The organism is Clostridium sp. LIBA-8841 (assembly GCF_057782475.1).
Genome location: NZ_CM173488.1, coordinates 2,457,533 through 2,479,413, shown reverse-complemented (window position 1 = coordinate 2,479,413; position 21,881 = coordinate 2,457,533). Strand labels below are relative to the sequence as shown.

Here is a 21,881-nt window from a genome sequence, read left to right as displayed (position 1 = left end):
TTATTAAAATATTTTAATAATACCTAAAGAGGTACTAAAAAGGAATTTAGTACTGTGAAAGGATGATTTTATTGAAAAAATTAGTATTAGCAGAAAAACCTAGTGTTGGTAGAGAAATTGCTAAGGTTTTAAAGTGCAATAATAATAAAGGTAGTTATATAGAAGGAAAAGATTATATCATAACTTGGGCTTTAGGACATTTAGTTGAGTTACAATCACCAGAGGATTATGACAATAAATTTAAAACATGGTCTATGGAGACTCTTCCTATGCTTCCTAAAAATATGAAACTTAAAGTTATAAAAAAAGCTACAAAGCAATTCTATGAAGTTAAAAAACAAATGGAAAGAAAAGACGTAGATGAAATTATAATTGCTACAGATGCAGGAAGAGAAGGAGAGCTTGTAGCCCGTTGGATAATAGAGAAGGCGCATGTTAAGAAGCCTATTAAGAGACTTTGGATATCTTCTCAAACAAATAAGGCTATATTAGATGGATTTAAAAACTTAAAGCCAGGAGAGCAATATGATAATTTATATAGAGCTGCTCAATGTAGAGCAGAGGCGGATTGGCTAGTAGGACTAAACGTTACTAGGGCATTAACTTGTAAATATAATGCTCAACTTTCAGCTGGAAGGGTTCAATCACCTACTTTAGCAATGATAGTCCAAAGAGAAGAGGATATAAAGAACTTTAAGCCTAAAGCTTTTAATACAATCTCTGTGGATACAGACAAGTGTTCTTTCACATGGGTTAATAAAGAAAATAATTCAAGAATATTTAATGAGGAATTTAAAGAAAAGGTAGTAAGTAAATTAAATGGGGATAAGAAGGGAACAATTCTTAGTATAAATGAAGCTAATAAAAAGAAATTTTCTCCACAATTATATGACTTAACTGAACTTCAAAGAGATTGTAATAAGATATTCGGATATTCAGCTAAACAAACTTTAAATATAATGCAAAGATTATATGAAAATCATAAGCTTCTTACATATCCAAGAACTGATTCAAGGTATATTTCAAAGGATATAGTTTCTACAATTCCAGATAGATTAAAGGCAGTAGCTACAGGGGAGTTTAGAACTATAGCTACAGAGCTTTTAAAAGGTGGAATTAAAGCAAATAAAAGTTTTGTAGATGATAACAAGGTTTCAGACCACCATGCGATAATTCCGACTGAAGAAAGAGGAAACTTAGCTAATTTAAGTTCAGATGAAAGAAGGGTCTACGAGCTTGTAGTTAAAAGATTTTTAAGCGTTTTAATGCCTCCATTTGAATATATTCAAACAACTTTAACAGGAGATGTTAATGGAGAAAGGTTAATTGCAAAGGGAAAAGTTGTCAAAGCCAAAGGATGGAAAAAGCTTTATGACAGGGATACAGAAGATGATGGAGAAGAAGATATAAAAGAACAAGAGCTTCCTAAGTTAAATAAGGGAGATGAGTTTAAAGTTCTTAAAGTTAATGTGAAAAAAGGAGAAACTAAGCCGCCAGCAAGATTTAATGAAGGAACTTTATTATCTGCTATGGAAAATCCTCAAAAGTATATGTCTATAGATAAATCATCAGCAAAAACTTTAGGAGAAACTGGTGGTCTAGGTACTGTTGCAACTAGAGCTGATATTATAGAAAAACTATTTAATTCTTTTGTAATAGAGAAAAGAGGAAAAGAAATAGTACCTACTTCTAAAGGAAAACAGCTTATAGATTTAGTTCCAAAGGATTTAAAATCTCCACTTCTTACAGCTAACTGGGAAGAGATGTTAGAGAGAATAAGCAAAGGAAAAGGCGATTCTAAGAAGTTTATAAAGGATATAAGAAATTATACAGTTGCATTAATTGAAGATGTAAAACTTGGAGAGAATAAGTTCCATCACGATAATTTAACTGGTAAAAAATGCCCAGAGTGCGGTAAGTATATGCTTGAGGTTAAAGGAAAGAATGGAACTATGAATGTATGTCAGGATAGAGCATGTGGGTATAGAGAAAATATTTCTAGAGTAACTAACGCTAGATGTCCTGAGTGCAAGAAAAAGTTAGAGCTTAGAGGTCATGGAGAAGGTAAAATATATGTTTGTCCAGGAGCTAACTGTAATTTTAGAGAGAAGGAATCTCAATTTAAGAAGAGATTTGATAAAAATAATAAAACTAATAAAAGAGAAGTAAATAAAATAATGCAAAAAATGAAAAAAGAGGCGAATGAAGAAGGGAATAATCCATTTGCAGATCTTTTAAGTGGATTTAAATTTGATTAATTAAATTTAAAGTACAAATTTTGTTAAAGAGTTTAAGTATGCTTTATAGCATATTTAAACTCTTATTTTTTTGGAATTTTAATAGATATTTAAAAAGAAAATTTTTTATAATTAAAAATTCCTAAGTTTAATGTAAAAAGCTTATTAATTTTCATATTTCAAAAATAGCATAAAGAAAAAAATTAAACGTATACATAAATTTGAAGATAAGAGAATTTAGTAAAATATTTATTTGATTTTAAATAGGAGAGGAGGAGTCGTATTTTATTTGCTTTAAAAAGAAATTAGAAATTTAGGAGGATATAGATGGGGGTAAGAAAAAATTTAAAGAAAATAAGTAAGTATTTAGGAATCATCTTTGCAGTGAACTTATTTTCAACTAGTGTTTTAGCAAGTACTATTGATGTGGATTCTAAGAATATGCCTTTAGAATCAGTAGAGGGAGAAAATAATAATTATATTTTAAGCTATTCGGTTAAAGAAAACTTTTTAAGTTCTGAAAAAGAATATGTAGATATAAGTGAAGATATAGATAAGGTTGAAAATTTAAAAGAAATGACAGTTGTAGTTAAATTTAAGACTGGTTCAAATAGTGGTGCTAGAACCTTATTTAGTGTATCAGATTCAAAGGATCATTCAAGTGAATTAGCATTAACCTTAACAGATGGTAAATTAAATGCTCATATAAGAGAGAATAATAATTTTTTATGCAATATAAAATCTACGGAGCGATATGGTGATAATTCTTGGCATACAGGAGTTATGACTTTAGGAGATTCTGGAGTAAAGATTTATGTTGATGGAAATGAAGTTGGCTCATCACAAAGTCCAGTCAACGTTAGTATGGTTACTGAGCTTAACTCTATGAATATTGGAAGAAATTTAGATAGTAATAATTCAGGAGAATGGTATTTTGAAGGGGATATAGACTATTTAGATATATATGATAAATATTTAAATTTAGAAGAGGTAAAAGAATTAAGCAAACAAGAAGTTAAGATTGGATATGATATTCCTTTTGTTGACTTATCAAAGGATATAGAAAGACAGGTTTTAGTTGATAAAGAGGAGGGTGTTTATTTAGGACATCCGTCAACCGTCTTGATGGATGATGAAGAAACCATGTATGCTGTTTACCCAAAGGGGCATGGTGTGGGACCAGTGGTTCTTAAAAAAAGTGAAGATGCAGGTTTAACTTGGAGTGATAGATTAGAGACTCCAGTGAGCTGGAATAAAAGTGAAGAAACTCCTGTTATATATAAAATAAATAAACCAGATGGAACTACTAGAATTCAAATGATATCTGGAGTTCCAAGAAGTCCAGAAGGAGGATTTAGAACTGCATATTCAGAGGATGATGGAGAAACATGGAGTGAATTTGAAGATCATTTTCCTACAGGAAAATATGCTGGTATAGTTGCACACGCTAGTCTAACTCAGCTTAAAGATGAAAATGGAGAGTTTGACAATAAGTGGATGGGAATATTCCATGATTTTAGTTATAATAACTGGAAAACTTATTTAAGTTTTGATGAAAATGGAGAAGAAGTTTGGACAGAGCCTGTTAGGCTTTTAGAAGAGCATAATTCCATAGAAAAAGCTGCTCAGCTTTGTGAAATCGAGGTTTTAAGATCTCCAGATGGAAATCAATTAGCTTTAATAGCTAGATCACAAGCTAAGAAGCATAATTCTATGATTGCTTTTTCTAATGATGAAGGGGAAACATGGACAGAGCCTGTAGAACTTCAAGGAGCTTTGATGGGAGAAAGACATCAGGCAACTTATGATCCTATATCAGGAAGATTATTAATAACTTTTAGAGAAATAATAAGAGATCCAAATGGAACGGGAGATAATAATGATTGGGTAGCTGGAGATTGGGTTGCTTGGGTAGGTACTTATGATGACTTAGTTCATAATAGGGAAGGACAATATAGAATAAGACTCATGGAAGATTTTACTCCTTCTGTTAAGTCTGGAGATTGTGGTTATGCAGGTAATGAAGTTTTAAATGATGGTACTTATATTTTAACTTCTTATGGCTATTGGGAAGAAGATTACAATAAGCCATATATAAAAAGCTTAAGATTAACTTTAAATGAAATTGATGAAATAGTTGAGAATAGAGTAGGATCTAAAGTTTTGGATATTAAGGCGGTAACTAAGGATGGAGTTTATGGTGTTGGAGATGCTATTGAGCTTGAAGTTAAATTTGATAAAGAGGTTTATGTAAAAGGTAATCCTCAAATAGCACTTAATGTAGGAAAAGAATCAGATGGATTGGCTGATTATATAAGTGGAACAGGAAGTGACACACTTCGTTTTAAATATATAGTTTCATCAGGGGATAATAGTGAAGATTTAGATAATGCTCCTAACATAAGATTAAATGGAGGACATATAAGTGATGAAAATGGAACAGATTGTGATGTTACTTTATCCGAAGGAGTATTAGCCAATAATTCCAATATTATTTTAGATCCTAATAAGATTCAAAATATTTATGCGTTTTCTAAGGGATTTTCAGTTAATCAAGGAGAAAATAACTGGTATTACAAAGAGTTCTCTAATGGAGAATATAGAGATATGACTTATAATGCTACTTTAGATGGAGGAGTATGGCAAGGAACCCATGAATGGAGTAGAATTTATAAACCTTCATCAATGCATCCAGGAACAAATCAAAATACAGTTTTAGCTTTTAAAGCACCTCGAGATGGAGATGTATTAGTAAGTGGAAATGTTAGAAAAATATTATCAGGTGGTAATGGAGTAAATCTTAGAGTAATGCAAAATGAAAATAGAGTTTGGCCAGAAAATGAAGAGTGGCAAAAGTTAAATTATAATGATATTAGTGGATATAATTTAGATTTAATGTTGACTTTAAAAGAAGGAGATTTAATTTATTTTGAGGTAAATGGAATAGATGGAAATATAGCTCAGGATAATACACATTGGAATCCGGTAATTAACTATATAGATTCTCAGGTAGAAAAGAGCTTGAATGGCTTTGTTGGAAGTAAGGACAAACATTATTTTAAAGAAGATTATGAAAGTATAATCACTGAGAGTTCAAATAAAGAGTTAAATATTACTTCTTGGAAAGGTGAAAAATTAAATTCTCAACTAGTTTTATGGACTGAATTTGCTGAAATGAGGGGAGTAAAATTAGAAGTTTCTGATTTTGTAAAGGAAAATGGCTATACTATAGATTCTACTAATTCTGAAATCAATTTTATTGAATATGTAAGAGCGGATAATAAGTTAATACCAGATATAGTAGATATAAATGAAGAGGAGCTTATTGAGAGAAGAAGTGTTCAACCTTTATGGTTTTCATTGAAAATTCCTGAAAGTTCTGAGGAAGGAAATTATAAAGGGACAATAAAAGCCAAAGCAGAATCTGGGGAGGAAGTTATTTTTAATGTTAACTTAGAGATTTTAGATATGACATTACCTGTACCAGAGGACTGGACATTCCATCTAGATATGTGGCAAAATCCATATTCAGTAGCTAGGTATTTTAATGTTCCTTTATGGTCAGAAGAACACATAAATTATTTAAAACCTCACCTAGCAAGGTTAAAGGATGCTGGGCAAAAGGTTATAACAACTACCATTGTTAAAGATCCTTGGAATGGTCAAACTTATGATCCTTATGATTCTATGATTAAGTGGAATAAAAAATCCAATGGAACTTTTGAATTTAATTTTGATGATTTTGATAAGTATGTAGAGCTTTGTATGGAAATTGGAATAGATGATCAAATAAATTGTTATAGCATGGTGCCTTGGGCTAATAGAGTATCATATTATGATGAAGCACAAGGAAAGGAAGTATTTGAGATATTAACACCTGGAAGCTCAACTTGGAATTCTTATTGGGGACAATTCATAGATGCTTTTGTAGCTCATCTTGAATCAAAAGGATGGGAGGATATAACTTATATAGCTATGGATGAAAGACCAGCCAATGTTATGAATCCAGTTTTTGAACTTTTAAAAGATACTCCTCTTAAAATATCAGGTGCTATGGATTATGGAAATGTAGAGCAAATATCAGATAAAGTTGATGATATGTCAGTGGCAGTAAGAGAAATTCATAATGAAGAGGAATTTGCTAACTTTGCTAGAGAAAGAAGAGAAAAGGGACAAAATACAACTTTGTATTTAGCTACTGGAGATTATCCAAATTTCTTTACTTATTCAAATCCAACAGAAAGTGCTTGGGTTGGATGGTATTCTGCTAAAACTGATATTGATGGATTTTTAAGATGGTCTTTTGATAATTGGGTTGAAAATCCTTTAGAAACAACAGATCATACAAGATTTGAATCAGGAGACTGCTTTATTGTTTATCCAGAGAGAAGTTCAGTAAGATTTGAAAGATTTAGAGAAGGAATTCAAGATAATGAAAAGATAAGATATATATTAAAAGAGCACCCAGAATGGGAAGTAGAAATAGATAAAATTTTAGGTGATTTAGATAGAGGATACAGATTAGGTGATGGTGTGGATTTTGGAGAAGAGGTTAATGAGGCCAAAGAAGCTTTAGAAAGTATAGTTAGAAAGTTAATAAGTGGAGAGGAACCACCAAAACCAGATACAATGTTAGTTTCAGAAACTAAGAGTTCTGTAGAAATTGGAGAAGAGTTTTCTTATAAAATATCAGTTGATAAAGCTATTGATATGAGAAGCTTAGAGTTATTATTAACTTATGATAGTGAAGTTTTATCTTTATCTAATAAGTTAGTTGGGGTAAATGGTTTTGAAGTAGTTTCCTTTGAAGAAAGAAATCCAGGAGAAGTTTTTGTAAAACTTGAAATTCCAAGTGAAAATAAAGCTTTTAATGGAAAGGGAAATATTTTAGAAGTAAAGTTTACTGCAAATAAAAAAATTAATTCTACGGATATTAAAGCTAAAGATATTAAGATTATAAGTGATTTATATGGAGAGGATGATTTACAAGAAATTGTATCTACTTTAAAAGTTGTCGCGAATAATTTAGTTTTAAATAAACCAGCTACTGCAAGCTCTTATGAATTAGGAAGAGAAGCAAATAAAGGAAATGATGGAGATGAAAATACAAGATGGTGTGCATCAAATGGAAATTCTAATCAGTGGTGGCAGGTTGATTTAGAAGATGTTTATAATATTGATGGAGTAAGTATTAAATGGGAAAAAGAAGCTGCCTATGGATTCTCTATATTAGTATCAGAAGATGGTGAGGAATGGAGAACTGTTTTTGACAATAATAATAACTTAGTGGCAGAACAATTAAGTGAAGTTTTATTATCAGAAGATAATGTTAGATATGTAAAACTTCAAGTTAATAGTTTGCCTGCTAGTAATATATGGGCATCCTTCTTTGAATTAAAGGTATTTGGAGAAAAATCAGACATAAAAAAAGCTAAAGAGGAATTAAAACTTCTAATTAATGAAGGGAATAATAAGATTCAAAATGCTGTAGAAGGAATCGAAGTTGGAAATTATCACAAAGGAAGTAAGGATATACTTTTAGAGACTATAAATAGTTGTTATGATATTTACAATACTTCAAAGGATTTAGAAGAGGTGCTCTCTTCAATAATCTCCTTAAAAAATGCTTTAGAGCTATTTAATAATAGATTGATAAGTGAAAATACTGGAGATATAAACGAAAATGGAAAAGTTGATTTAGGAGATTTAGCAATAGCATCTAAATATCAAGGAGAAGTAGATGAAAGTAATGCCGTAAGTTTAAAGGCTGATTTGAATTTAGATGGTTTAATAAATAGCTATGAAGTTCAATTTATATCACATAAAATATTAAATTAATCTTATAAAAAATTAAAATTTGACTCTATTCTTTTAATTTATTATTTGTATGAAAAAAGCTAAAAGAGTAGAGTTAATTTTTTTTTATAAAATAATATAAAAGCGTATTTTGAATATACTATTGGTATAAAGAAATTTATTTTGTTATTTAAAAAGTTTATATAAAGAATTAATTAAAAGTACATAAAATAACACCGTTCTGTAATAGAAATTTCACCATTTAAAAAGGAAGAAATTTGTATAATTAAATAGAATTAAGTTGTGTTTTGGAGGTAATATGAGTAAGGAAGTTTTCAGCAAAAGAAAAAGTAAGGCTTTAAAAAGAAAATATATACGAAGAAGAATTGGAGTAGTTTTGATCACTATAGCTGTCTTGGTCTTTTTAGGGACAAGAATTGCTTTAAATGGAAAAACAGAAATAGCTAAGGGAAATACAGGAGATGAAATTAAAGAAGAGGAAAATAAAGAGATAGAAACGGAAGAATCCACAGTTGAGCTTCCTAAATATGAACTAACTGATATTGTTCCAGGTAGAAACGTTACTTTTGATGGTAAAAACTATGCTGTTAATGTAAAAGATGTAAGTAAAATGGTAGATGGTTCTTATGAAGGAGATGAGAAGTATGTATTTCTTACTTTTGATGATGGACCTAGTCCGCTTACAGAACAGGTTTTAGATATTCTAAAAAGTGAAGATGTTAAAGGAACTTTCTTTATGCTAGGTTCAAGACTAGAGTCTGGACAAGCGCCAAAGGAAAGTTTGAAAAGAGCAATTGAAGAGGGGCATGCCATAGCTAACCATAGTTATAGTCATAATTTTAAACGTCTTTATCCTGGCAATATAACAGATGTTAATTATTTCATGGATGAGTTTAAAAAGACAAATGAATTAATGAGAGAAGTTCTTGGAGTTGAATTTGATACAAATGTTCTAAGAATGCCAGGAGGATATAATAGTAGAGTATATTATAAAGATAGAAACTTACAGGACTTAAATAATAACTTAGAAAAGAATAGAATTGTAAGTGTAGATTGGAATGCTTTAAATGGAGATGCTGAAGGAAAACCATATACTCCACAGGAAATGATTGATTATGTTAAAAAGACATCAAAGGGAAAGAATCAAGTAGTTCTACTTATGCATGATACTTTTGGTAAAGAAAAAACCGTAAAAGCATTACCTGAAATAATAAAATTTTATAAAGAAGAAGGATATGAGTTTAAAACTATAAGTGATGCTAATGTTTAGGGCTCAGTTCAAAATATATCCAATAAAAAAAGCACTAGAAAAACTAGTGCTTTTTTATTATTTAGTTTCTAAATATTCATCATATGAGCAAGATTTATCGAATTTAATTCCTTCTGGAGTTAATTCTATGATTCTGTTTGCTATAGTTTGAACGAATTGGTGGTCGTGACAAGCGAATAATAATACACTCTTATAGTCATCTAAACCATTGTTTACTGCTGTTATTGATTCAAGATCTAAGTGGTTAGTAGGTTGATCTAATGTTAAAACGTTAGCTGAGCTAAGCATTAACTTAGAAAGCATACATCTAACTTTTTCTCCCCCTGATAACACAGAAGCTTGTTTAAGAGCTTCTTCACCTGAGAATAACATTCTTCCTAAAAATCCTCTTAAGTAAGATTCAGATTTTTCATCAGAGAATTGTCTAAGCCAATCAACTAGACTTAATTCACAACCATCAAAGAATTCAGTATTATCTTTAGGGAAGTATGCATTTGAAATAGTTACACCCCATTTATAATCTCCTGAATCTGGTTCCATTTCTCCGTTTATAATCTTGAATAAAGTTGTTATTGATCTTTCATTTCCAACGAAAGCAATCTTATCGTCTTTATTAACTCTGAAGCTTACGTTATCTAAAAGTTTAACTCCATCAACAGTTTTTGAGATTCCATTAACTTCTAATATGTCATTTCCAACTTCTCTTTCAGGTTTAAAACCAACAAATGGATATTTTCTACTTGAAGGTTGAATATCATCTAAAGTTATCTTATCTAATAACTTTTTACGAGAAGTTGCTTGCTTAGATTTAGAAGCATTAGCACTGAATCTAGCAATGAAGTTTTGAAGTTCTTTAATCTTATCTTCTTTTTTCTTATTTTGATCTTTTGCCATTTGAAGAGCAAGTTGACTTGATTCATACCAGAAATCATAGTTACCAACATATAATTTGATTTTTCCAAAGTCAACGTCACATATTTGTGTACAAACCATGTTTAAGAAATGTCTATCATGGGATACAACTATAACTGTTCCTTCAAAGTTTCCTAAGAAGTTTTCAAGCCATGTAATAGCTTTTATATCTAAGTGGTTTGTAGGCTCGTCAAGTATAAGTACATCTGGCTTACCAAATAAAGCCTGAGCTAAAAGAACCTTAACTTTTTCATCACCTTTAAGATCACCAACAGTGTTATAGTGAAGCTCAGTACCGATTCCTAAACCTTGAAGTAATGAAGAAGCTTCTGATTCTGCTTCCCATCCATCTAAATCAGCAAATTCTGCCTCAAGTTCTGCAGCTTTTATTCCATCTTCATCAGAAAAATCTGGCTTAGCATATAAAGCATCTTTTTCTTCCATTATTTCAAATAATCTTGGATTTCCCATTATAACTGTTTTTAAAACTTCACATTCATCATATTTATAGTGATCCTGTTTTAAAACTGAAACTCTTGTCTTAGCAGGGATTGAAACTTCTCCTGTATTAGGTTCTATTTCGCCAGCTAATATTTTTAAAAATGTAGATTTACCAGCACCATTTGCACCGATAACTCCGTAACAATTTCCAGGAGTAAACTTTAAGTTAACATCTTCAAAAAGTTTTCTTCCACCAAATCTTAAGCTTACATTATTTACTGTAATCATTAAGTTCTGTCCTTTCTTTTTCTAATTTTAATAATTTGTTAATGCACAAAAATAGTTTTATGTACATGAATACTTATTATATCATAAAATACGACAAAAAAATATTGAATTATTATGAACGGTATGCTATATTTTATATAAACTTTTAATTTAGACCTGAGAGTCTAGAAAAGGGAGGAGAAATAACATGGCAGATGCTGCACAAAATAAAGAGGTAGAACTACTAGAAGTCATAGGAGTAGAGGATAAAGTACCTCTAAAAAAAGCAATTCCTTTAAGTGTCCAACATTTATTTGCAATGTTTGGATCATCAGTCTTAGTACCAATTCTTTTAAATATTGATCCTGCAACGGTTTTATTCTTTAATGGAATAGGAACATTATTATATGCATTTATAACAAAGAGAAAGATTCCAGCATACTTAGGATCAAGTTTTGCATTTATATCACCAGTATTACTTTTAATGGGAGAAGGATATTCATTTACTGAAGTACAAAGTGGGTTTGTAGTTTCAGGTTTATTGTTTGCTACTATAGCTATTATTGTAGGCTTTGTAGGAACTGGTTGGATTAGAAAGTTATTTCCACCAGCAGCTATGGGATCTATAGTAACAATAATAGGGTTGGAGTTAGCTCCAACAGCTGCAGATATGGCTGGCTTCCCAGTAGGTTTATCTAACTCACCAACTTTAAATCAAACATGGGTACTAGTTTCAATGATTACAATAATAACTGTAATCTTATCTTCAGTATTATTAAAAGGATTTTTAAAAGTAATACCTATATTAATAGGTATAGTTACGGGGTACGTAGTTAGTTGCTTCTTAGGATTAGTAGATTTTACGCCAGTAAAAGAGGCAAGCCTTTTCGTCCTACCTCAAATACATATAGCTAAACCAAGTTTAAATGCAATATTAACAATTTTACCAGCAACCTTTGTAGTAGTTGCAGAGCATGTTGGCCATTTAGTAGTAACAAGTAGTATTGTTGGTAAGGATTTATCTAAGGATCCGGGACTTAATAAATCTCTTTTAGGAGATGGATTATCAACAATGATATCTGGATTTTTTGGTTCGGTACCTACAACAACTTATGGTGAGAATATTGGAGTTATGGCATTAACAAAGGTTTATAGTTCTTACGTAATATGCGGTGCCGGAGCACTTTCTTTATTATTAGGATTTTCAGGAACTTTGTCAGCTCTTATAAGAAGTATTCCAACACCAGTAATAGGAGGCGTAAGTTTACTTCTATTCGGTACTATAGCTACATCTGGATTAAGAACATTTATAGAAGAAAAGGTTGATTATTCAAAATCAAGAAACTTAATACTAACATCAGTAGTAATGATAGTTGGATTAAGTAATATTGCAGTAAGGTTTGGTGCAGTAGAAATTAAAGGAATGGGATTAGCAACAATAGTTGCTATGATTTTAAGCTTATCATTTATGTTATTTGATAAATTAGGTTTAATGAATGAAAAAGAATAATTAAACTAGATTTTATTAAAGTAAGTAAAATAAAGGATAAAAACTTCATTGTTTTATCCTTTATTTTTATTTAGGATTTTAATAGAATCTAGTTTATATTTTTCCAAAAATACCTCTAAAATAAAGATAGAGAATTGTCTGAATTTTTAATTAATAGCATAAAACTATGCATTATTTATAGTTATGCGAAGCATAAGGGAGCATTTATGGAGTTAAACTTGCTTTTTAGCTAATACACCTAAGAATTTATAGAAATAGTACGAATATGAGTAAAATAGGTCATTTGATTAATTATTACAAATGGGTTACAATGAAAAAGGTATTTTACTTAAAAAGTGTAAAATCCCTTCTGACATACAGAAAAGCGTATAACTTTCGCATGGAAGCGTAAAACTTTTATTTGCCAGAAGGAGGAGATAATATGGTAAACATTAAAAAGTTATTTTCAAGGGAAAATAGAAATAAGACTTTAGCTATAGGACTGACGGGGTTAGTGCTAGCTGGAGGGCTAATAGTATTTTCAATGAGAAAAACTCTTAACGTAGTAGTTAATGGAGAGAAAACGGAGATTGTTACCTACAAAGGTACAGTACAAGGGGCTTTACACGATAATGGAATAACAGTAGCACCTCAAGACAAAGTAACACCTTCATTAGAAAGTAAAATATCAAGAAATGAAACAATCATTATAAGTGAGGCTGTTAATGTAAAAGTAAAGACAGCAGATGGTGAAAAAGAGATTGTTAGTGCGGAAGATAATGTAGAGGATATGTTAAAATCAGAAGGAATACCTTTTGATGATAATGATAAGATACTACCAAGCAAAGATGAGAGTCTAAAAGATGGAATGAATGTTGAAGTGGTAAATGTTGATGTAAAGAAAGTTACAGAAGTTCAACCTATAGAATTTACAACAGAAGTTAAAAAGGATGAATCTAAGCCACAAACATATACAGAAACATTAAGCAGTGGACAAAATGGCGAGAAAAAAGTAACTCGCGAACTTGTTTATGAGAATGGAAAAGAAGTAAGTAATAACGTTGTACAGGAATTAGTTGTTAAGGAACCTGTAAATAAAGAGGTTGTAAAAGGTACGCAAGAGGCTCAAACCCTAAGTAGAGGGGGAGAAAGTATAAACTTTAAGAAAAAACTAAGTGTTACCTCTACAGCTTATAATCATCCAGCAGGCTCAGCAGAAGCATATACAGCATCAGGAATGCATGTTCTTAGAGATCCAAATGGATACAGTACAATTGCTGTGGATCCTAATGTTATACCTTTAGGAACAAAGCTATATGTAGAAGGTTATGGTTATGCTATTGCGGCTGATACAGGTGGTGCTATAAAAGGAAATAAGATAGACCTTTTCTTTAATACAGAAGCAGAGGCATCTAACTGGGGCGTTAGAAACTTAGACGTTTATATATTAAATTAACTACGATAAAGAGACAGGCTTTTTAGCCTGTCTTTTTGTTTTAACTAGAAATCTTTTTACAAGCAGTGTTTTATAGAAATAACAGTCTTAGACCTAGCAAGAACAGAAGCTATTTTGCTAATAAAGGAAATAGTAGAGCGGAAGAGAGAATGCTACAATACTTATCTGATGATTTTAACTTAGATATTTTTAATCAATAAAAATAGAAAGAATTAAAACTGAAATAGGATTTATGATAAAATGTAATTATATAGAATTATGTAAACCTATTTTGGTTATTACATGATAATTTTAATGTATAAAATGTATAATGTGAAATTTTAATATGAGGAGTGAATTAAAATGATGACTTGTAATGTTAGTTTGCAAATAATCCCATCGGTAAAAGAAGAAAGACTTTATGAAGTTGTTGATAAGGTTATTGAGTATATAGAATCAACTGGTGTCAAATATGAGGTTGGACCTATGGAAACAACTATGGAAGGAAATATTGATGAATTATTAGAAATAGTAAAGAAATCTCAAGAGATATGTCTTAAAGAAGGGGCAGGAAGAGTTATATCTATAGTAAAAATAGATTATAAAAAAGATGGAGTTACTATGGAAGAAAAAGTTGGAAAATACAGATAAAATAACATAAATTAAAGAAAATTTTAGAATATTGGAACTGAAATTACTATTTGAAAATATTTATATAATGAGAAGAAAATATTTTTCAGGAGGTAATTTCTTATGAAAATAGCAGTAAGAGGTGGACATAATTTTCAAGCAAAGGGTGCAAGTGGTATAATTGATGAAACAACTGAGAACAGAAAGGTTTATAAGGCTGTAATTAAGTATTTGAATCAACTAGGTCATAATGTTATTGATGTAACTCCAGGAGATTGTGATGTTAATACAGATTTATATTTAGGAGTACAAAAGGCAGAAGATAATAATGTAAATTTATTTATATCAATACACTTTGATAAGGCTTATGATATTTATGAAGGTGCCTTGGGAACAGGTACTTGGATTTATGGCACTGGAGGAAAAGCAGAAGAATATGCAAAAAAAATAGTTAATAAAGTTTCTAGTGAAACTGGATTTAAGAATAGAGGGGTTAAAGTTAATTCTAAGCTATATGAATTAAGAAAAACATCAATGCCAGCAGTTATAGTAGAAGTTTGTTTTTGTGAAGCAACTGAAGATGTTAGAATATATAAGGAAAAAGGACCAGATTTTATAGGAAAATTAATTGCAGAAGCTATAGATGGAAATAGTATAGGTAATGATAGTGGATCTGATTCAGAAAATAATGGTGGTGAGACTCCGCCTTCTATAAATGACTCTTCAAAAGATAAGTTTTTAAAAATAACTAATGCAAAAGCAATAGTTGCTTTAGATCCAAGGGATAACCCAAGTACTAATTATAGAGATTTAGGAGAAATATTTGCTGGAGAGAGAATTAGGATTTTGCCTGAAGTATGTGATAAAAAGGACTATTTACCAGTGACTTACTGGAAAGATTCTAGTGGAGTAGAGTCTTCAAAAGTATGGGTTAGTGCTAATCAAAAATATTTGAAAATAGATACTAATGCAACATCTATAAATATAGTTACAGAATTAGATGCTAGATATAATCCAGCGCAAACATCAAGTAAAATGGGATATGTTAAAAATAATGAACGCCTTTATGTTCATAAAACAGAAAATGGATATGCTTTGGCTACCTACTTTGCTGGTTATGGATATAAGACTGCATGGTTTACTGCAAAGTATATTAAAATGGATTAATGTTAATAAGACCTGGTTTTTCTAGGTCTTGTTTAGTTTTATTAAATATTTAAAAAATGACTTAGAATTTTCACCAATGTATAGAAAAATATGATAAAATTACGAGTGTACAATAAGGTAAAAGGAGATTATTAGACATGTTTACTATTGCATTATGTGAAGATAATTCCTTGCAAAGAGAAGAACTAAAAAATAATTTAAGTAAAGTTTTAGATGAAATAGGTATTGATTATAAAATAATAGCTTTTGAAAGTGGAGAAGATTTATTGAAATCATATCCAGAAAAGTTGGACATACTTTTTTTAGATATTCAAATGGGAAAATTAACTGGAATGGAAACAGCTAGAAAAGTTAGGGAATATGACGATAAGGTTGAGATTATATTTATAACAGCTTTATGGGATTATGTTCAAAAAGGATATGAAGTAAGGGCTTTCAGGTATTTGATAAAACCAGTTAAGCTTATAGAATTAAAAGAGCAAGTAACTGCTTGTGTAGAGAGTATTATTAAAAAAAGAGATACATATATAACAATAAAAGATAAGGGAAGTATGCTTAAGCTTAGGATTGAAGAGATATTGTTTCTTGAAACCTTTGATAGAAAGGTGATTATACATACTAACTCCCAGGAATATATAGTAAAGACTAGTATGAACAAATTAGAAAAAGAACTAAAAAATATTGGTTTTTTTAGATGTCATACAAGCTATATTGTTAATTTATCAAAAATAGAGGAGCTTCAAAAAGACTCTCTTATAATAAATGAATTTAATCTACCTGTAAGTAAGCATAGAATGAAGAACTTAAAGCTGAGATTAACTAGTATTTTAGGAGACTTAATATGCTGATGAACAATATAACTTGGGATTTGATGGAGACTGTTTCTATACTTATAGAGTGGTTAAGTTTTTATATTCTTATAAGTCAATTTAGTGAAAAAAAGAGAAGTACTAAATATGGGATTTTCTCATTTATAATAATAATAATTTTTTCTATTGGTTTGAAATTTATAAATGTATATCCTAATGAGCGAATAATAATATGCTTTTTTTTAGGTCTAGTATTTTATAAGAGAAATTTTAAGGTTAACAATATAAAATGTATTATGGTGTCTTTAATATTTTGGTTGTTTATGCTTACAGTAGAGGCTTTGTCTATATCCTTTGTGGTTAAGATAAATGATTTAAGTAGTGTTTCTGAACTTTTAAACAGAAATTTTTATAGACTTGAAACAATGATATTATCTAAGGTTATTTTGATATCTTTAATTATTATTGTTAAGTATTTAAAGCTTCATGTGGATATTGGTAAAGGCGATTTTTTATATATGCTTACACCTATAGCAACAAATATAATAATGATATTAGTTATTTTTGGATATGCCTTTAGTGGTGGAAATGAGAATTTAGGAGATGATATTTCTATATTTTTTATTGCCATACTGATTTTGTTATCTAATATGTCTTTAATGTTTATTGTTAGCAAAATAATTAAAAATAATAAGTTAAAGTTAGAAAATGAATTTATAAAAAATAAATTGGAAATGGAATATGAATATTATTCTAATTTGAGAGATAATCAAGAAAAGGTAAAGAGGCTTTATCATGATATGAAAAATCATATTTCTTGTATTGAAGGAAATAATAAGGACTCAGAAATTAGAAAAAAATATATAGATAGCATTAAATTAGAAATTGATAAGCTTAATATTGGATTTAATACAGGAAATGAGGTTTTAGATGTAATATTAAATAATAAAAGAGATTCTTGTATTAAAAATAAAATTGATTTAAAAGTATTTATAGATTTTTCAAAGGTTAACTTTATTGAATATTTTGATATATGTACTATTTTTTCTAATTGTATCGATAATGCTATAGAAGCTTGTAAAAAGATAAGAGATTATGAAAGAAGATATATATATATTAAAGGAACATATATAAATAATTTTTATGTTGTTAAGATTGAAAATTCAAAGACTAATAAAGTTCAAGTATTAAATGGGAAATTTTTAACAGATAAAAAAGATAAATTTTTGCATGGAATAGGGCTTAAAAATATAAGATTAGCTTTAGAAAAATATGATGGAGAAATAAGCATTGAACATTTAGAGGATAAATTTGTTTTGAAAATGCTTATTCCTATAAATAGGGAAAAAGAAGCTTAGATATAAAAATCTATGCTTCTTTTTTATAATTATATATTTGCTGACTATACCTTAATTATATTATATTTTTATTAAATTTAGAAGAGGATATTATACATAAAATAGTTATTAAAATTAAGAAAAAACACAATAAAGATTAAAAATATGTTAATATTATAAAGAATATATAAAATTGTTTTGGAGGAGAAATGTTTAAAAAGGTATTAGCAATAATAAGTACAATTACAGTTTTGAGCTTTGCAGGATGTGGAGCGCAAAATAGTAATAAAAGTGCAAAGACTTCTCAAGTTCAAGGGAATGGTATGAGTGTTACATATTTAAATGTTGGACAAGGAGATAGTGAATTAATTCAGGTTAATGGAAAAAATATGCTTATAGATGCAGGAACAAATGCGGGAGCAGAAGACTTAGTTAAGGATTTAAAAAACAGAGGAATAAAGACTATTGATATAGCAATAGCGACTCATCCACATGAGGACCACATAGGAGGAATGGATGAGGTATTAGAAAACTTTGATGTTAAAGATTTTTATGCTCCTAAGGTAGCTCACACAACAAAAACCTATGAAAATATGTTAAAGGCAGTTAAGAATGAAGGTTTAAAAATAAAACCAATAAAAGAAGGAACTAACATAGATTTAGGGAAGAATACAAAGGTAGAAGTTTATTCTCCTGTAAAAACAGATTATGAGGAATTAAACAACTATTCACCAGTAATGAAGATATCTTATGGTAAGAATTCATTTATGTTTACAGGTGATGCAGAAGCCCTTGTAGAACAAGAAGTATTAAATGAGCATAAAGATTTAAAAGCAGATGTTCTTAAACTAGGACACCATGGATCTCACTCATCAACTAGTGAACCATTTTTAAAGGCTGTTAATCCTAGTATATCTATAGTTTCTTGTGGAAAAGATAATAAATACGGTCATCCACATAAAGAAACTATGAGCAATCTTAAAAAGGCAGGAGTTACAGTTTATGAAACATTTAGAGATGGAGATATAACAATTACATCTAATGGAGAAAAGCTTGATGTAAAATTACACAGTGAGAGTGCTAAATAGTTATTAAATGATATGTTGATTTTTTTATACATATAGTATATAATGACTTAGAAAATAGGATATAGACAGTTCGGAAGCCTCCTGTCTTTAAATAAAACTACGGTGTTTTAAGTATAATTATGTAAATTTTTTTATGTAATATCTATTTGCATGCTTTAAACCGTAGAAACTTTTTCTACGGTTTTTTATTTATAATTATTTTCAAGAATATTAGAGTTTATTTCTCATATTTAGAGGAAATAAATTTTTTCTTTGTGAATTATTATTTTTCTTAAAACATCTTAGTTAGGAGTCTTTCAAAAATGATGTTTTAAGGAGGAAGTATGACAGATAAAAATATAAAAAGAATAGTTACATCAGCACTTATTGCTGCATTATATGCAACATTAACAATAGCCTTAGCTCCAATAAGTTATTCAGGAGTTCAATTTAGGGTATCAGAGATAATGGTACTTTTAGCTTTTTATAATTCAGATTATATAATTGGATTAACTTTAGGATGTTTCATAGCAAATATTTTAGGTCCTAATGGTACAGTTGATGTGGTTTTAGGAACATTTGCAACATTTATAAGTGTTTGGGCTATATATCTAACTGGAAAGTATATAAAAGGAAAGAAGGCTCTTTGGATTGCTTCAATTTGGCCAACTATATTTAATGGTCTTATAATTGGGTGGATGCTTAATTATGTTTATGGATTACCATTAGTTTTATCAATGGGCCAGGTTGCTTTAGGAGAATTTGTTGTAATAACAATTATAGGAGTTCCTTTATTCAACTTTATAAGAAAGAAGTATTTTGGAAAATTAAATATAATAACAAGATAGTTTTTAGCTATATAAAAACAAATTAGCTATATTAAATAAACTTAAAATAAAACTTATAAATCTACGTAATAGTTTTAAATTTTAAAGCTTATGTAGATCTTTCTATAAGTCTTATTATTTTAATGTAGACCTAATTTAAGAAGTTTTTATATAGCTTTTAATTTTTTATAGTTGGTTCCCTTTTAATTAACTATTATTTTATAAAGACAAAAAGAAATAAAATTGTTATAATAACAAAAGAGTTTTATATTGTGAGGTGATTTAAATGAGTGGTGTAGCAGGAGAAGGATGCGAGATTTTAGTGCCATTTAATGAGAGAAGACCTTTAGCTGAAATAGAGAGAAGTTTAGTTAAAACATATAGAAAACAAGTTTGGTCAAAGTTTATAAAAGCTATAAAGGACTACAAATTAGTTGAAGAAGGAGATAAAATAGCAATTGCCATCTCTGGAGGAAAAGATTCTTTAATAATGGCAAAACTATTTCAAGAGCTTAAGAAGCATGGGCAAATAAATTTTGAACTTGTTTTTTTAGCAATGGATCCAGGATATCATCCTCAAATTAGAGAGCTGCTTGAGGATAATTGCAAATACTTAGATATACCAGTACATATATATGAATCAGGAATATTCCAAGTTGTAGATAATATAGCTAAAGACTATCCATGTTACATGTGTGCAAGAATGAGAAGAGGGTCATTATACGGAAAGGCAAAGGAGCTTGGATGTAATAAATTAGCTTTAGGACATCATTTTAATGATGTTATAGAAACAACAATGCTTAATGTTTTATATGCAGGTAACTTTAAAACAATGCTTCCAAAACTTAAAGCTGCAAACTTTGAGGGAATAGAGCTTATAAGACCATTATATTATATAGAAGAAAAATATATAAAAAGATGGATACAAAGAGCTGGAATATGGCCATTAAACTGTGCATGTATGGTTGCTGCTAAGAAGATTGGTAATAAGCGTTTTGAAATTAAGGATATGATAGAAGAGTTTAAGGAAAAGTTTGATGGAGTAGATAAATCAATATTTAGAGCAGCTCAAAATGTAAGTGTTGATTCTATCTTAGGATGGGATATTGATGGAGAACATTATTCTTATTTAGACTTTTATGATGAATATTCATTATTAAATTCAACAGCTGAATTAAAACAAAAGGGCTTAGTAAATGAAGCTGTGGCTTATGAAAGACAAAATATAGCTAGAAATCTTATTGGACTTTTAGATGATGAAGTTATTGCAGAGAAAACAGGACTTTCATTAAAAGAAATTAAAAGTATGAAACTTAGCAATTAATGTGTATTAAGAAGTGTATGAAGACTAAGAATATTCTTAGATTCATGCACTTTTTTAGTATAAAAGCAAATTATGATAGATAGAAAATTACCAATAAATGTGTTACTATATACTATATTACATTGTGTTAGCTTTTTTACAGATGTTTAAATAATTTAATAGAAAGGGTTGGTGCAATTTATGGACATGCAAGTTGTTATGCACTATATACACATTTATGGGTTAATAGTATTATTTATAATAGTTGTTGGAGAATATTCTATACCAGGAATACCACCAGGAATAGTAATGCCAGCAGCTGGAATTATGGCAGGACGAGCTCATAAAGGTTTGTTTCTTGTAATATTTATTTCCTTAATAGCAGGTTTAGTAGGTAGCATAGCTTTATATACTGTTGGTTATTATGTGGGATCGCCTCTTTTGGAGAAAATAGAAAAGAGATTTCCAAAGACCAAAAAGCCAATAGAAAGAACACAGGATATATTGGAAAAACATGATTTTATAGGCATATTTATTTGTAGATTAATACCTATTGTGAGAACTCTTGTTTCAGCTATTGCAGGATCTATAAAAATGGATTGTTTTAAGTTTGTGCTTTTCTCAATTCCAGGAATATTCTGTTGGAATTTAAGTGGTATTGTTGTAGGCTATTTCTTTGGAGGTACATTACTAAGTTAATCTTTCATGGTCAAATATTAAATTTAGAACTTTAAGCAAACTTATTAGAAATTTATAAATAGTACATAGGGATTAAGTAAATTAATTTTGATATTAAAAATGTACTTAATTCTCAAATAAGATTACAATTTATCCTAAGTTTATATTAAATCATTTTATTTGAAAGTGTGTTAT

The 21,881-nt window shown here is 29.4% G+C and carries 13 protein-coding genes and 1 pseudogene; 13 read left to right on the top strand and 1 reads right to left on the bottom strand.

All coding sequences use genetic code 11. The features are described 5' to 3' along the window. Positions 1-71: 71 nt before the first annotated feature. The 3 genes from AC2A4K_RS10740 to AC2A4K_RS10730 all read left to right on the top strand — a co-directional run bounded on the left by AC2A4K_RS10740 (position 72) and on the right by AC2A4K_RS10730 (position 9,324). Positions 72-2,258, top strand: a complete 2,187-nt coding sequence (locus tag AC2A4K_RS10740; protein WP_322502487.1) for a DNA topoisomerase III — start codon at positions 72-74, stop codon at positions 2,256-2,258. A gap of 306 nt (positions 2,259-2,564) precedes the next feature. Further along, positions 2,565-8,075 carry a glycoside hydrolase domain-containing protein gene (locus AC2A4K_RS10735; protein ID WP_322502486.1) on the top strand — a complete coding sequence of 1,837 codons (5,511 nt, stop codon included), beginning with the start codon at positions 2,565-2,567 and terminating at the stop codon, positions 8,073-8,075. Between the two features lie 277 nt (positions 8,076-8,352). After that, positions 8,353-9,324, top strand: coding sequence for a polysaccharide deacetylase family protein (locus tag AC2A4K_RS10730; RefSeq protein ID WP_322502485.1), 972 nt, complete (start codon positions 8,353-8,355; stop codon positions 9,322-9,324). A 57-nt stretch (positions 9,325-9,381) separates the two neighbouring features. Here the strand turns inward: AC2A4K_RS10730 and AC2A4K_RS10725 are convergent, their stop codons facing one another. Beyond that, positions 9,382-10,965, bottom strand: coding sequence for an ABC-F family ATP-binding cassette domain-containing protein (locus tag AC2A4K_RS10725; RefSeq protein ID WP_322502484.1), 1,584 nt, complete (start codon positions 10,963-10,965; stop codon positions 9,382-9,384). 187 nt (positions 10,966-11,152) lie between these two features. On the opposite strand from AC2A4K_RS10725, the gene uraA reads away from it, so the two are divergent. From uraA to AC2A4K_RS10675, 10 genes and pseudogenes are all read left to right on the top strand, one after another. Further along, positions 11,153-12,454 (top strand): uracil permease, encoded by a 1,302-nt coding sequence (uraA, locus tag AC2A4K_RS10720; RefSeq protein WP_322502483.1) that lies wholly within the window; start codon positions 11,153-11,155, stop codon positions 12,452-12,454. Positions 12,455-12,875: 421 nt separating this feature from the next. Further along, positions 12,876-13,889, top strand: a complete 1,014-nt coding sequence (locus AC2A4K_RS10715; RefSeq protein ID WP_322502482.1) for a resuscitation-promoting factor — start codon at positions 12,876-12,878, stop codon at positions 13,887-13,889. A gap of 342 nt (positions 13,890-14,231) precedes the next feature. Next, on the top strand, positions 14,232-14,519 hold the full coding sequence (locus AC2A4K_RS10710) for an MTH1187 family thiamine-binding protein (protein WP_322502481.1): 288 nt from the start codon (positions 14,232-14,234) through the stop codon (positions 14,517-14,519). Between the two features lie 102 nt (positions 14,520-14,621). Continuing rightward, positions 14,622-15,665: an N-acetylmuramoyl-L-alanine amidase gene (locus AC2A4K_RS10705; RefSeq protein ID WP_322502480.1), complete on the top strand. Its 1,044-nt coding sequence runs from the start codon at positions 14,622-14,624 to the stop codon at positions 15,663-15,665. Between the two features lie 137 nt (positions 15,666-15,802). Next, positions 15,803-16,513 (top strand): LytR/AlgR family response regulator transcription factor, encoded by a 711-nt coding sequence (locus AC2A4K_RS10700; protein ID WP_322502479.1) that lies wholly within the window; start codon positions 15,803-15,805, stop codon positions 16,511-16,513. After that, positions 16,507-17,832, top strand: coding sequence for an ATP-binding protein (locus AC2A4K_RS10695; RefSeq protein WP_322502478.1), 1,326 nt, complete (start codon positions 16,507-16,509; stop codon positions 17,830-17,832). Before AC2A4K_RS10700 ends, AC2A4K_RS10695 begins: the two co-directional genes overlap by 7 nt. Before the next feature lie 188 nt (positions 17,833-18,020). Further along, the gene (locus AC2A4K_RS10690; protein ID WP_322502477.1) at positions 18,021-18,899 is read left to right on the top strand and encodes a ComEC/Rec2 family competence protein; all 879 of its coding nucleotides are present in this window, start codon (positions 18,021-18,023) and stop codon (positions 18,897-18,899) included. 323 nt (positions 18,900-19,222) lie between these two features. Further along, the gene (locus tag AC2A4K_RS10685; RefSeq protein ID WP_322502476.1) at positions 19,223-19,726 is read left to right on the top strand and encodes a QueT transporter family protein; all 504 of its coding nucleotides are present in this window, start codon (positions 19,223-19,225) and stop codon (positions 19,724-19,726) included. Positions 19,727-19,991: 265 nt separating this feature from the next. Continuing rightward, positions 19,992-20,852 (top strand): annotated as a pseudogene (locus tag AC2A4K_RS10680) (tRNA 2-thiocytidine biosynthesis TtcA family protein); the annotation flags it as partial. A gap of 357 nt (positions 20,853-21,209) precedes the next feature. Then, positions 21,210-21,707, top strand: coding sequence for a DedA family protein (locus tag AC2A4K_RS10675; protein WP_416173344.1), 498 nt, complete (start codon positions 21,210-21,212; stop codon positions 21,705-21,707). The last annotated feature ends 174 nt before the right edge of the window (positions 21,708-21,881 follow it).